This window comes from Ilumatobacter fluminis, from assembly GCF_004364865.1.
GTDB classification, from domain to species: Bacteria; Actinomycetota; Acidimicrobiia; order Acidimicrobiales; family Ilumatobacteraceae; genus Ilumatobacter; species Ilumatobacter fluminis.
In genome coordinates this window covers 389132-401834 of record NZ_SOAU01000001.1, presented here as the reverse complement: position 1 = coordinate 401834, position 12703 = coordinate 389132, and the positions used below count along the sequence as shown (strand labels likewise).

General features: G+C 65.9%; 12 protein-coding genes. 6 read left to right on the top strand and 6 right to left on the bottom strand.

The annotated features are described in order from the left end of the window. The first annotated feature begins 235 nt into the window (after positions 1-235). The 5 genes from BDK89_RS01680 to BDK89_RS01660 all read left to right on the top strand — a co-directional run bounded on the left by BDK89_RS01680 (position 236) and on the right by BDK89_RS01660 (position 6317). The gene (locus BDK89_RS01680) at positions 236-724 is read left to right on the top strand and encodes a hypothetical protein (RefSeq protein ID WP_133867303.1); all 489 of its coding nucleotides are present in this window, start codon (positions 236-238) and stop codon (positions 722-724) included. 451 nt (positions 725-1175) lie between these two features. Next, positions 1176-1631 (top strand): RNA polymerase sigma factor, encoded by a 456-nt coding sequence (locus tag BDK89_RS01675; RefSeq protein WP_133867302.1) that lies wholly within the window; start codon positions 1176-1178, stop codon positions 1629-1631. A 430-nt stretch (positions 1632-2061) separates the two neighbouring features. Beyond that, a complete protein-coding gene (locus BDK89_RS01670) occupies positions 2062-2757 on the top strand; it encodes a hypothetical protein (RefSeq protein WP_133867301.1) in 696 nt (231 codons plus the stop codon). A gap of 750 nt (positions 2758-3507) precedes the next feature. Next, complete coding sequence (locus BDK89_RS01665) at positions 3508-3981, top strand: RNA polymerase sigma factor (protein WP_133867300.1); 474 nt, start codon at positions 3508-3510, stop codon at positions 3979-3981. Next, complete coding sequence (locus BDK89_RS01660; protein ID WP_133867299.1) at positions 3978-6317, top strand: hypothetical protein; 2340 nt, start codon at positions 3978-3980, stop codon at positions 6315-6317. Before BDK89_RS01665 ends, BDK89_RS01660 begins: the two co-directional genes overlap by 4 nt. Before the next feature lie 203 nt (positions 6318-6520). Here BDK89_RS01660 and BDK89_RS01655 read toward each other — a convergent pair whose 3' ends face one another. From BDK89_RS01655 to BDK89_RS01640, 4 genes are all read right to left on the bottom strand, one after another. Then, positions 6521-6751: a type I restriction-modification system subunit M N-terminal domain-containing protein gene (locus BDK89_RS01655; protein ID WP_133867298.1), complete on the bottom strand. Its 231-nt coding sequence runs from the start codon at positions 6749-6751 to the stop codon at positions 6521-6523. Between the two features lie 294 nt (positions 6752-7045). After that, positions 7046-7489 carry a hypothetical protein gene (locus BDK89_RS01650; RefSeq protein ID WP_208293922.1) on the bottom strand — a complete coding sequence of 148 codons (444 nt, stop codon included), beginning with the start codon at positions 7487-7489 and terminating at the stop codon, positions 7046-7048. A 176-nt stretch (positions 7490-7665) separates the two neighbouring features. After that, complete coding sequence (locus tag BDK89_RS01645) at positions 7666-9060, bottom strand: AAA family ATPase (protein ID WP_133867297.1); 1395 nt, start codon at positions 9058-9060, stop codon at positions 7666-7668. A 216-nt stretch (positions 9061-9276) separates the two neighbouring features. Then, a complete protein-coding gene (locus BDK89_RS01640) occupies positions 9277-9891 on the bottom strand; it encodes a hypothetical protein (protein ID WP_133867296.1) in 615 nt (204 codons plus the stop codon). 200 nt (positions 9892-10091) lie between these two features. Here BDK89_RS01640 and BDK89_RS01635 point away from each other — a divergent pair, with 200 nt between their 5' ends. After that, a complete protein-coding gene (locus tag BDK89_RS01635) occupies positions 10092-11579 on the top strand; it encodes a hypothetical protein (protein ID WP_133867295.1) in 1488 nt (495 codons plus the stop codon). A 17-nt stretch (positions 11580-11596) separates the two neighbouring features. Here the strand turns inward: BDK89_RS01635 and BDK89_RS01630 are convergent, their stop codons facing one another. After that, entirely contained in the window at positions 11597-12010 is a 414-nt protein-coding gene (locus BDK89_RS01630; RefSeq protein WP_133867294.1) for a hypothetical protein, read from the bottom strand. A 284-nt stretch (positions 12011-12294) separates the two neighbouring features. Next, positions 12295-12699: a helix-turn-helix domain-containing protein gene (locus BDK89_RS01625; RefSeq protein ID WP_166657305.1), complete on the bottom strand. Its 405-nt coding sequence runs from the start codon at positions 12697-12699 to the stop codon at positions 12295-12297. Between the last annotated feature and the right edge of the window lie 4 nt (positions 12700-12703).

Sequence of the window (12703 nt, the reverse complement as noted above, 5' to 3'; positions counted from 1 at the left end):
GAACCCATCACTCGAATGTAGACCGGCTGCGCCTGTCCGGCACCTCGGCGGGGAGCTTCGGATCGTCGCTGCGGCTCGCAACCCGACCACCGACGGTGGCCGCCGGCTGACGGCGTCGTACCGCTCGCTATGCCGGTTAGCGCGTGGGGTCGGCGTGACAGCGGGGGCGTCGTTCTGATCGCCCGGTTGCCGTACTCCTCGGGAACCGCGGCAGGTGACCTATCGTCCAAAGTTCATGAGACACAGCAGGTTGGTCAGCGTCGGCTTCGTCGCGTTGATGAGCGGCGCCGCGTGCGATGTAGGTGACGTCGACGATGGCGTGACCCCGTACGCGCGCAGTGCCAGCAGCCCGGTCACGACAGTTGTTGTCAATTCGGCGAGGCCAGCAACAACTGTCGCCGTCCTCACCTCGATTCCGTACTGTCCGACTGAGCGAGAGGACGTGTACTGGAAGCCGGGCGACCCGGTTCCCGAGCCCACCTGGACACAGGACAAGTTGGACGCCGCTCTCGACCGCCTGGTCGAACGGTTCGAAGTGTCCGGCGACACCATCATGAGTGGGGTGAGCCCCTACGGCCGGGGAGTTGTCGAGAACCGTGTTCAGATCGACTTGAGCGATGCGTCGCAGGCAGGGACGTTCGCCGCCCAGATCGGGCTCGAACCGCCCTACGAGATCTACTGCATCACACCGGAGGATGTGGGCTCCGAGAACGCCGACGACTGAGTGATTCGAGGGCGAACCGGACGGTCGCGCTGTTGTCGTCTCTGCCGAGCTTGACCGGTCTGGACGGCGCCGAGCATGCGCCGGCAAGCACGCATAACGTTCACCTCAGGTCGCCGCCACAGCCGCACAGTCCGGCACGTCAGTGGAGCGCTACGGCGCCTCGACCCGCTCAGTAATGCGATCACCGCCGGTGGCCACCGCCATACCGCCCACTGTGCCGGTTCGCGCGTGGGTCGGGACGGCATCGGCGGCTGTCGATAAGCGTGGCCCCGAGCCGGCGGTAGGCGGCAGCTTGTTCGTCGTGCCCTGCCGACGCTCTGGGCGTCTCGTGAGCACCGATATGTGAGACGAGCGAGGCAGCGCCGGGACGCCGGTACTGTCGCCCGCAGATTGTTGAGAGCGTTTGTAGCGGTTTCACGTCGCTCAGGGGTTCAGAAGGGTAGAGACGACGATGACGACAGCTATCCACGACTTCGATGACTTCTTCCGGAAGGCAGAGCCGCGTCTGCGGCGCGCCTATGGCGGGCGTATCGCTCCGCATCGCGTCGGTGACGCTGTTGCGGCTGCGTTGGAGTTCGCGTGGAAGAACTGGGATCGGGTTGCCGTCATGGAGTACCCGGTGCCCTATCTGTTCCGTGTGGGGTTGTCGAAGTCACGCCGTCGGAAACAGGGCCGGCTTCCTGCATCGCCACCCGCCGACATGGCGCACGTCGAGCCGGCGTTGATCTCGTCGATGCAGCAGCTCCCTCGCCGGCAGCGCGAAGTCGTCTGGCTCGTCGAGGCATGCGAGTGGACACCGACCGAGACCGCCGAGGCGCTCGGACTGTCGTTGTCTGCTGTCAGAACCCACCGCGATCGAGGGCTGGAACGCCTTCGCCATCACCTGGGGGTGAACACCAATGCATGACCCCACCGACCAACTCCGCGAATGGTCGAAGGCCCTTGCGCAAGCTGTTGAGCCCGCCGACATCGAGAGGCTCAAATCGCCGATGACCCGGACCGACACCGCCAGCAACAATCGCCGCTGGCTCGCCGTCGCGGCGTCGGTTCTCGTGATCGCAGCCGGGATCTTGGCCGTGGCAACGCTTGGCAACGACGATCCCGACCAGATCATCCCGGCAACCAACCCGCCGCAAACTCAACCGACTCCGACGACCAGCGTCGTACCAGCGCCCACCGGCGCGCCACCGTCGACCACCGTCGACGTACCAGGGACCACAGCTCCCAACGCACCGTCTGCAACGACGAACCCCCGACCATCCACAGTGCCATCGACCACGACCGTGCCATCGACCACGACCGTGCCATCGACCGCGACTGTGCCGACGGTCGCTCCGTTGAGCTGTGGCACAACGACGTCGGTCGACGAGTTCATGACCGAGCTCGCCAATCAGATGGTGATGGCTCGGGACAGCGACCAACTCGACCTGATCGACGATTGCATCGACACTGTCCCGGCCATCTACGACGGAACTGCACCGAACTGCTGGACGACGTGCCCACCGGCAGAACGCACCTTCCATCTCGACGTGGCGCGCAACGACCAACTGACCAACATCCAAGATGATGTGTGGTGGCGCACGACGCTTCCGGTCACCTACGTCACCGACGACGGGATCATCGATGTCACCGAATACTGGTCGATCCGCCAGGTCGACGACCGATTCACCGTCGACGAGTTCGAGATCCAAACCCCGATCATGCAACGACAATCCGCGACCGACATCCTCACGGTCTACTTCGCCCACATCGACAACGAGAACTGGGCCCAAGCCGCCGACCTCCTGACACAAGCCTCATCAGCACCTTTCGGAGACCGCCTCGATCTGCAACAACTCGGAGCGAACAGCTATGACCAAGGCGACATCGCCGATGCGCTCGCCCGCTGGTGCGCCGACGGCTGCGACACCACACCACCGTCGGCCGCGGAACTCACCTTCACCGGCGGCTACGAACTCACCCGCAACGCCCAAACCATCAGAGTGACCTGGTACGAGGGCGCCTACGGCATCTACGGACCACCCCTCCGATGACGATTTCCAACCATCTCCCACTGCGGTTTGCTCAACACCGAGCTGGAAATCCGCCGGCCATGCGCCGAAAGGGTGCCATGGTGGCTGCCGTCGGTGCGCTCACGTTCACTGCGTGCGGTGTGGACTCGTCCGAACGCAACACCCCAGCCGAGGTTCCAGTCGCTGCGTCCACGCCGTTCACTGCAGCACCGTTCGAAACAGTCCGTGAAGACGCCCCACAGCTTCAACTTCACGTGGAGCCGTCGCCGCGGAAGGCTGCGACAACGACGACCGAGCCGGCAGACGACCGATGCTCGGAGACACCGCAAGCGCCGCCGTTCCTCGTCGACGGCTCAGACCCCGGTGAGCCCACGATCACAGATCAGGGCGATACCGCACTTGTCGTGTGGGGCGAACCGGGCCCTCCCGGGGATCCTGCTCCAGAGACCGTCACGGCGGTTCACCAAGTGCTAGGCGAAGCTGCCGCCGAGCCGCCGGCGGGCACTTGAACAGCGGAACCGAAGATCGTCACGGCCACGACCCTGCCACCCAGCCACCAGCTCGGGCGAGCAGGAAACCCGAACGCCTCCAGCGCGCCTCGGAGCGCCAGCACCCAACGTGGGCGGCGACCGACTCGGTCGTATCGCTCGTCGTGCCGGTTCCGAGCGTGTATCGATCGGAGCGGTTCGCGATGTTCTGATCGGTCTGGAATGTTCGTGGAACCGATCGTGCTTGTGGTGGTGTCGTAGTGGTGTGGGACAGTCATGCGAGATGGCGGACGGGTTCGTGAGCGACGATTTCGAGGGGCTGTACCACCGCGAGTTGGCGACGACCGTTCGGCTCGCGCATCTGTTGACCGGTTCGAACGCTGCCGCCGATGACATCGCGCACGAGGCGTTCCTGAAGGTGCGTGACCGATGGGAGTCGATCGTCAATCCCGGCGCCTATCTCCGGGTCGTTGCGGTGAACCTGTGTCGGAACTGGCACCGTTCCAATCGGCGACGCGTCGCTCGTGAGCAGCGAGCGGCAAGCGTGCCACGCACAGGTGCCGACGATCCGGCGATCGATGTCGAGTTGCTCGACCTGGTCGATCGACTCCCATTCCGGCAGCGGACGGTTCTGGTGGCTCGGTACTGGCTCGATCTTCCAGAGGCCGAGATCGCCGAACTGGTCGGGTGCCGTCCCGGCACGGTCAAGTCGCTGGCGTCCAGGGGCTTGGACAGCCTCAGAAAGGACCTGTCGTGAACGACCTCGAACAGCGCCTGCGTGACGCCTTTGCCGGGCGTGCCGCCACGACGCAGATCGACCGACGATCCGATCCGCCACCGGCTCACGGCGGTGCAACTGCGGTCCAGCGGTCGTGGCCACTGATCGTCGGTGTCGCCGCTGCGGTCGTCGTGATCACGGTGCTGGGACTTGCGATGTTGGTCCGTTCGCCCGCCGACGACATGCCCGCGAGCGACCCGTCCACACCGTCGCCGACGAGCCCCTCGGCGTCTGTAGACCTCCTCCCGGAGGTGTTCCCGGCGCTGCCCGCCGACGACCCGCGCAACGCAGAGGCGGTCGCGGCCTACTCGGGGTTCGTGTCGTTCGAGACCACCGACGCCGGCCGAGCGCTGGTCGGTCAGATCGACGACGAAGGTCGTCTCGTCGATCCGGTGACGATCACCGTCTTCGCCGACATCGACGCGATCCCACTCGAGAGTCCGTACGACGACGGAGGCGAGGAGGTCGTCGTCGATGGCGTCACGTACACGCGCTACGTGCTCGGCTCCAATCCCGTGAGGATTGCGTTGGTCGACAGGGGCGATACCGATGTCGCAGTCGTCGGCGAAGACCCGGCAGCGTTCATCTCCGCCGCCGGCGGCATCCCCCTGGCTGACATCGTTGTCCGGTCGGACGGCGGTGTGTCGTTCTCACTGGGCGACTTGCCCGATGGATATCAGACGATCGTCCCACCGTCGACGTTCCCCATCATGTCGCCGCGGGTCGACCTGACCATCGGGACCGACGGTGATGAAACCTTCGGCTATCTCACGACCGGGCGGCTATCGGACTTGCTGCTGCATGCCGGTTCGACACCGTTCCGCCAGGTCGACATCGACGGCACGACTGGATGGGCGGAGGACCCGTCAGGTGGCGGCGTGGGCCTGATCGTCTGGCAGGTCGCTCCCGACACGTGGGCAACCGTGATGGGGTCGGACGAGTCCGCACTCGAGCTCGCCCGTGACGCAGTGTTCGTCGACGAGGCAACCTGGCAAGCCACCTACGACGTGACACGCCCCGACGACCCGAGGTTCGCCGGGGCCACACCGGTCGAGCCGGGCACGACGCCGAGCGTCCCGACCGCCCCGTCAAGCACCGCACCGCCGACCGAGCCCGTCGCTACTACCGGACCGGTCGGCGGCACGGCCAACGCCGAGCTGGTCGGACGGTCCTGGGTGCGTGTCCCGACCGATGACGAGTTCCACTACCAGTACGAGCTCGAGCTGAGCTTCCCGGACGCTACGACGGTGACCGGCTACGACGGCTGCGACGCCTGGGATGCCGACGTGACGATCAACCCGTTGAGCAACGACGACTCCGAGCTCGGGCAGGTGTACGACGTCGCTGTGGATCTCGGCTTTATCGCGTGCGCGTCCGAGCAGCAGTTGATGGTCAACCGGCAGATCACGGTCGGATCAGACCGGTTGCAGCTCCACTCGGGCGCCGGGGCCGCTGTGTACATCGACACGGACACGCTCGACGTGCCGCAGGCCGACGAGCTGGTCGGCGCCTGGACGACACGCTCCGGGTCGCGGCTCGAACTCCTCGCCGGCGGCAGCGCCCGACTGGGTGCCTGCGCACCGGCGGGCACATGGACCTACCAGGACGGACAGTTACAACTCGCCGGCTTCGACACCTCACCAGCGGAGACGGCCGCATGCTCGAACGGCGGCCTCTCGGGCATCGTCGGCGGCTTGACTCCTGAACTGACAGAAAGCACCGTCACCGCAGACATCACAACAAACGAAACTGACCTGCTGGTACGGCTCGGCGAACGCGCACTGTGGCTACAACCCGCCGGACCGATCAGCCCTCTCGACCTGGAATCGTCCACCGCGTACGGGTTCGGTCCGGTCACCGACATCAGCGCCGAGTTCATCATCGACACCGTGACCGCCGTCGCCGGACCACCGACGTTCGACACCGGCTGGAACACCATCGCCCCGACAGACAACGGCGACACCGCCGACTGCTACGGCGGCCTCGGCCAACGCATCGTGTTCTGGAACGACATCCGGTTCGGCTTCCTCCGAGGCGACTTCCCACCCGACGGCGACCGGCTCTACATGGTCGGCGCCGGCAGCATCGACCGAGCCGGACTCTTCGGCTACGACGGGCCACTCCCGGACCTCGCCGGAATGGCGACAGTCGCATCACAAGGAGTCGGCCCAGGTAACACCATCGACGAGTTCGCGGCCGCCGGATACCCCATCAGCGAGCAGCAGATCCTTGGAGGCGGCGTCCGACAAGGCTTCGTATCCGTCACCGGCGACATCATCACCGGCGTCGAGTACACCAACCCCGGGTTCTGCTGACACAGACAATCTGTGACGGGCGAGTACGGTCACGAGCAGGTCATGCCGGACGCAACCACTGACATTTGCCAGACCCGGAGGTGCGCACGCTTCGCTCTGCTCGCCGCGGCCGTCCTGGCAGTGCTGACGTCGTCATGCTCGAACGACGACGAGGCAGCAGCGGACGCATGCGCGCTGCCGGGCGAGTGGCAGGTCACGCCGACCTAGAGCACCGAGCGCGCCTTGTAACTGTCAGGGGTGACCGGGCGGCGAGCCGAGGCATTCGCCTCCACCTCCGGTCGGACCTGTTCGAAGCGGTGCTCCGCGTATGCGAGAAAGATCAGCCCGAGAACCGGGCTGCGATACTCGGCCGGGCCGAGGGTCGAGTTGGCGCGCATCTCGTCCGCTGCTTTCCACAGCGTGTTGCGCACCTCGTTGAGTTCAGTCGTGTTCATCGTTTCCAAAGGTTGGGGTCAGAGTCGAAGAGCTGATCCGTCTGTCGGAGACCGAAGCTGAGCCTCCTCCCCCTCGCGCCGGTTCGACGCATGGGACGTGAGCAGGGGGTTCAGTTCGCACGCGGGTACCGCCGCCCACTGGCCCCGGCCACGTTGGAAACCGCGCGTCGACGCGTGAGTTCGTGGAGCCCGCCACGCTGTCATCGTGCCACAGGGGCACAACTCCCTGCGTGGAATGTCGGACATGTCGCTGCAGTCAGCTCGGTACAAGAGAGCCAAGAACGCTCAGTCGCCTCATTCGAGCTGGGCAACGGCGGCGTCGGTGTCGGCCAGCAACCGCTGCCAGGAGCTCAACGTGGAGACCGGACCGTCTACGTCCAGTCGTTCGATGAGCAGGGCGCGCAGTCGCCCAAAGTCGCGGACAACAGCAGCGCGGCGACGGCCGCTGTTCTCGCTGGCGTCCACGAGGACATCCCGCAACACGGCTTTGGGGTCAGCGATGCGCTCCGCTTCAGCTGCGGTGGGTAGGTTCAAGGGTCGGCGTCCGTTCGGCTTGCCGGCGGCTCGTCGGATCGCTGCCTCGTCGAGGAGGAGCCACGCTTCGGTCATCCGCAGCGGAACGACAGGGACTACTGGGCAGTTGACACCAGCCGCAATCCGTCCAGACTCGATCTCGTCGACCCGAGACTCGGGTGGCTCGCCCTCGGCGTCGCGGTGGACGAACACGATGTCGCCCACACTGTCTTGCTCTACGAGGAACGCCAGTCGTTCGGCAACCGTTCGACCCGCTTGCATGTGTCTCGGGTCGACCGAGGTAAGCGCAACCGGCACGCCAGCGTTGGCACACAGCCATTCGAGGTGACGTGCGAGTGGAAGATCGGAGGGGCCATCGGCCAGGAACACCCCCTGACGTATCATGTGACGGGGAACAAGGAGATCTGGGCTCCGGGCGGTGTTGCGAGGTAGGGCAGGAGATCCGCTCGCGTAGCAACCGGGACGCCCTCGACTGCTCGCCATGAGTCCTGCATTCCAAGCAGGCGAAGCGCTTCACGTCGGCGACCCGCTCGATCGTCGGGAACCAACCGTGCGTACAGCAGGTCTCCTCCGTCCATCAGTGCGACGACGGCCGGTGAATGTGTGTTGACGATCACCTGGCGAAGCGGGTTGTCAGGACCAGGCTCGATAGTGGCATCGACAGCGAGCTCTCGGACGAGGTCGACGACCTGCTGCAGGTTCGCCGGGTGAATGCCGTTTTCGGGCTCCTCCATCGTGATCAGTCCGGTCATACGTGGGTCTTCGAGTAACACGCACAGCGCGAGATAGCGAAGTGTGCCCTCTGAGAGCGAGCGGGCCGGGAGCTCTCGCCCGTCTGCGTCGCAGACGATCAAGCTGTAGAGCTGACGGGTCTCGTCGACGTCGACTCGGAGGGATCGGATATCGACACCTGCTAGACCTGCGACTCGGTTGGCGACGCGAGCGTAGACATCCTCGGGATCTCCTCCGCCGAGCGCCGTCGCGATCCGGTGGAGCGCGGCGGCCAGGTGCCGGCCATCGCTGCCCATCACGTCAGGGTCGACGAATCGGTCAGCTGCGCGGAGAGCTGACGGTTCGAGGGCGAGGCGCCGCCACGATTGGATCTCGCGGCGGACGGCGAGCACCGTCGGATCGTCAGCGCTGTTGATCGTGCTGACGACGGTTGTGCCGGCTCGTGTCGGCAACTGGCGTCGCGGACGGCCTCGGCTACCTCCGTCCTGGTGCACGGTGATGCGATCGTTCTCGGGCTCGGTGGAGATGAACGGGCCACCGCGGCGCTCACCGACGACGATGGCGTTTCGGAACTTCTTGACGTCGTGCCTGAATCGGAGATGCTTGTGTGCGTCGCCACGGTTGATGTGTCGAAGCTCTTCACGCTCGACCACGAGCTGACCGCCGCGGCTCGTACCGGTCGATCGCTTGAGCCCCAGCTCGACCTCATAGCGCAGGAGCGTGATCGCCGGCTCGACGTGAACGCCAAAGTCGTCGGTCACCCTCGGCGGCACGATCATCTCGGCTGCGAGTCGCATCCTGGGATCGTCCGATCCGATCGTGAAGAGGTGCTCCGGCTCGCCGACGCCGTCCTCCTGGCTCGAGCGAACCCGACCGGCGGCTTCCATCAGCGACATGTCGGAGATCAGCGAGAGGAACTCGATGGCGTCGAACACGTTTGACTTGCCGACGCCGTTCTCACCAGCGATGCACGTGAAAGGTCCGAACTGCGCGTCGAACCCGGAGAGGTTCTTGAACCCGTCGACCTCTAGACGCAGCAACATGGACCCGATCCTACGATGGCGTTGCGACTCCCTGGAGCTTCGCGACGCGAACAGGCACGAAGTCCTCGTAGGGACAACGGCCGGTCGACCGGGCCCGCTCTTCGGGCTAGGGAACCGCTGGTGCGGGGGTTGCTCTCGCTGTCGTGGTTCTCGTCGTCTGGGAACGCCAGGAACAGCGACTCCGTTACACGGCGTATCAGCCTCGCAGTTCCGATGTCAGGCTGGGTGGCAGCGACGCCTGATCCACGTGTAGGCGTTGCCGCCCTTGCCGATCCCGAGTTCTTCGGGGACCCGGGCGTCGGACGTCGTAGCGGGTAGGGCGGTCTCGACGCGGTGAGCGGAGGCGGCGTTGAGCTGGCGGGCCGTGCCGGTGTTCTGTTTCCAGGGCAGCTCGATCTCTTCGTCGTGGCAGCGTTGCTCGAACCGCCGGTTCGTCGTCCCGCACGATGACAGTCCGAGGTGCTGGACGGCGTCGCGTGTGTTGCTGGCATGGATGACCGCGTTGACGAGCTTGTCGCGGTCGTCGAGTGGGCTGGGTCGCTTGGGTTTGCCGGCGCGATGTGGCAGGGCGATGCCGTAGGTGGCGGACACCGCGCGCAAGCGACGGGTCGAGCGTTGGTCCCGTGTGATGCCGAGGGTTCGGAAGATGTCGCTGATCGATCGGGCAGCCGCGGCGGCGTTGGCGACCGCACAGGGATCGGCGAGCGGTCCGCGCTCGGGCAACCGCCCGCCAACTGGGCTGGGCACCGCCCGGTCGATGTCGTCGGTCGTGATCATCAGCGGGTGACATCGGCAGTCGGGGTGGGGCCGGTAGGTGTTCGGGCTGGTCATGGCGTCCACCGTGCGGACGCGGCCGAGACGTGCAACACCCCCGCCCCTGATTCGGCACGAGGCCGTCGTCGGAGCAACTCGCAGCCGGCCGAGCGGCGGCGCAACGCGATCGAGCACGTAGCGGGTGTGCGGCGGGGGTTGCGCAACGCGAGGAAGTGCGGACGGTCGCTGCTCATCACACCCCGACGAAAGGACCCGTGATGAATACCGCCATTCGCCCGCTCCCGATGCGCAGCTACCACTTCGACAACCTCGCCCACATCGAGCGGCTCGAGATCGTGGTCAACGATCCCGTGTTTCACCTGTTGGCGGCTCAGCTGCCACCGATCGGCACGACGACGAAGCCAGCGGCGACGTCAACGGCTGGTTTCTTGTTCGTGGGTGTCGCGACCGTCGTGTACGGCGGTGACGACCGGGCAACAGCGGAGCTGCGCGCCCACTGGACGTCGTTCATTCGGATCCTTCGCAACGCCGGTATCCCCGCTCCGTCGCAGCCACTGACGGCGCAGCACTTCCGGGACTTTCGCGACAAGTTCCTCGTCCGCAAGTTCGGCAGCGTCGCGGCCGCCAACGACGTCCTCAAAGCGGCCCTGCGTGCTGCGGCGCTCGGCCAGGCCAGAGATCTCGGTCTGCTCCACGGTCACGATTGGACGGTCGCTGACAGCACGAATGGGTGGTTCGACGTGCCGCGCGAACGGGTGTTGATCGCGGACGGTACGTGGTTCTACGAGATGTACGAAAAGACGCCGCCCGACATGAACCAACGCAAGAAGAAGCGGAAGAACAAGCGGGCCGGGTCGAAACGGCAGATTCGGCTGACCCGCTCCAAGGTCGGCGTCCGGCGAACCACACCCGATGCCGACTATCAAGGCAAAGCCCATGGTTACTCGCACGCGATCTTGTCGGTACGCGGCGACGATCGACATCGTTCGATCGTGCTCGATCTGGCTCGCTGCCCGAAGGGACACGAGATGGGCGTCGTGACCGAGTCGCTGGTCCGGCTGCGGAACCGGCTCCCCAACGAGGACATGGCATTCGTGTACGACGGCGCAATGCGTGGCAAGCACCACAAGCAGCTTCGTGAGGAGTTGGGGCTACTCACGATCAACGAGGCCCCTGGCCACGACGGCCGCGCGTACCGACAGTACGAAGGCACACAAGTCCCCAAGAGCAGCACTCGCTTGAGGGACTTGGCGTTCACGACGAGCAGCGGGGAGACCTGCATGCAGCGGGTTGAGGTGCTCGCCGGTCAGATGTTCAGAACCGAAGCGTCAGCACTGCGGGGCCGCCGCCAGCGCCAGCAGCCGCTCGACCACGTCGCCGTCCGCCGGTTCGAGTCCGACGGCACCTACCGGTGGGAAGTCGATGTCGAGTTCACCTGCACGACGCATCACGAAGTTCACCGTGCAACGATCGACCCGAACGCGACCATGGGCGGCATCGCACTGGCCGAGCAGCTGTGCGCCGTGCCTCCGAACCACGAACGGTTCCGGGCTCTCTACGGGGTCCGGAACTTCGCTGAGTCGCTGAACCAGTACCTGAAGGGCACGATCATGCATACCGAACGTGCACGCTCGACCAACGGTCATCGTCACGAACTCGACTTGATCTTCGCGATGCTCACGTCGAACGCCATCGCGTGGGCCGAGCACGGAAGCAGCCGCTACGCGGCGCTCCCGGGTCGTTGACCGGGCGTACCGGACGCTCAGCCCTCGCCGTCGCCTTCGCCGTCGCCGTCGCCTTCGCCGGCGACCTCGCCTTCGCCGTCGGTGGGTCGGAAGGGTTCGATGCTTGCGATGAGTGATGAGCGCCGGTAGTGCTCGAGCCAAACCGGTTGTACGGGGTCGTCGAACCACAAGAAGAAGGTGGAGCCGACGACGGGCCAGGCGTCGACTCGGGTGATCGTGACCGGCTGCCGGTCGTAGGGGAACTGTTGTCGTCCGCCGCCGGGCATCCGCAGGTAGGTGTTCGTGTCGCAGTCCCAGAGATGCTGGGAACCGACCGTGGTGATGAGCCACTGGCCCCGGCTATCCGGCCCGAGTCGGTCGACGTTGCCCGTGTTCGATTCGTCGCTGTCGCCGGCTGCCGCGCCGTCGGCAGGGTGGTCGTCGTCGTACATGGCTGTCTCCTCTCGCTGCCCCGGTGGCGAGGCCCACTCGCAGTAGGCCACGGCCGACGCCGACGTGCCCGTTCTCAGGCGGTTTGTTCGGTCGTGGGCCGGACAACACGACGATTCGGGCTCGTCGGCGTGGTCGGCGGGGGAGGCTGTCGTTCTGTCGAGGACCGGACGAGCAGTCGGCCTGGTGCGGCTGCGACCCATGAAGGGAGCAACCCATGACGTCATCAGCAACGCCGATCATCCGCGTTCCTGTCCGGAGCGTCGCCGGCGGGACGTCGATCGTGTCAACGTCGCTGCGGGGTGGCCGTCGGGCCGACCTTGTCAGCGCTGGGGAGCTCGTGGTGGGCGCGGCGCTGGTGGTGCAGTTCGGCGACGCGCAGCGAGATGGCCAACAGCACGGTGACGTTCGGCCATCGTTTGCCGGCGACGACGTCGCTGACGGTGGAGCGGGACAGCCCGTGCCGACGGGCGATTGCGGCCTGGTCGCCACGCGGGGCGAGGTTCCGGTAGTCGACCATCAGGCGGTGCAGGAACAGCGCGAACGGCGCGACTCGTTCGCTGCCGCTGTTCGGAGTCGCCGTTTCCGGGTCGGCGACGGTTCCGAACTGCTCGGGTACGGCGAGGTAGTCACGCGGTGGCGGTCCGAGTCGACGATCGATCGATCGTGGGGTGGTCGTTGCGGTGGTCATGGCC

What these genes read in the sequence shown, in the direction of transcription:
- BDK89_RS01680 (WP_133867303.1), top strand. Translation starts at nt 236, where the DNA reads ATGAGACACAGCAGGTTGGTCAGCGTCGGCTTCGTCGCGTTGATGAGC.
- BDK89_RS01675 (WP_133867302.1), top strand. Translation starts at nt 1,176, where the DNA reads ATGACGACAGCTATCCACGACTTCGATGACTTCTTCCGGAAGGCAGAG.
- BDK89_RS01665 (WP_133867300.1), top strand. Translation starts at nt 3,508, where the DNA reads ATGGCGGACGGGTTCGTGAGCGACGATTTCGAGGGGCTGTACCACCGC.
- BDK89_RS01655 (WP_133867298.1), bottom strand. Translation starts at nt 6,751, where the DNA reads ATGAACACGACTGAACTCAACGAGGTGCGCAACACGCTGTGGAAAGCA.
- BDK89_RS01645 (WP_133867297.1), bottom strand. Translation starts at nt 9,060, where the DNA reads ATGTTGCTGCGTCTAGAGGTCGACGGGTTCAAGAACCTCTCCGGGTTC.
- BDK89_RS01640 (WP_133867296.1), bottom strand. Translation starts at nt 9,891, where the DNA reads ATGACCAGCCCGAACACCTACCGGCCCCACCCCGACTGCCGATGTCAC.
- BDK89_RS01635 (WP_133867295.1), top strand. Translation starts at nt 10,092, where the DNA reads ATGAATACCGCCATTCGCCCGCTCCCGATGCGCAGCTACCACTTCGAC.
- BDK89_RS01630 (WP_133867294.1), bottom strand. Translation starts at nt 12,010, where the DNA reads ATGTACGACGACGACCACCCTGCCGACGGCGCGGCAGCCGGCGACAGC.
- BDK89_RS01625 (WP_166657305.1), bottom strand. Translation starts at nt 12,699, where the DNA reads ATGACCACCGCAACGACCACCCCACGATCGATCGATCGTCGACTCGGA.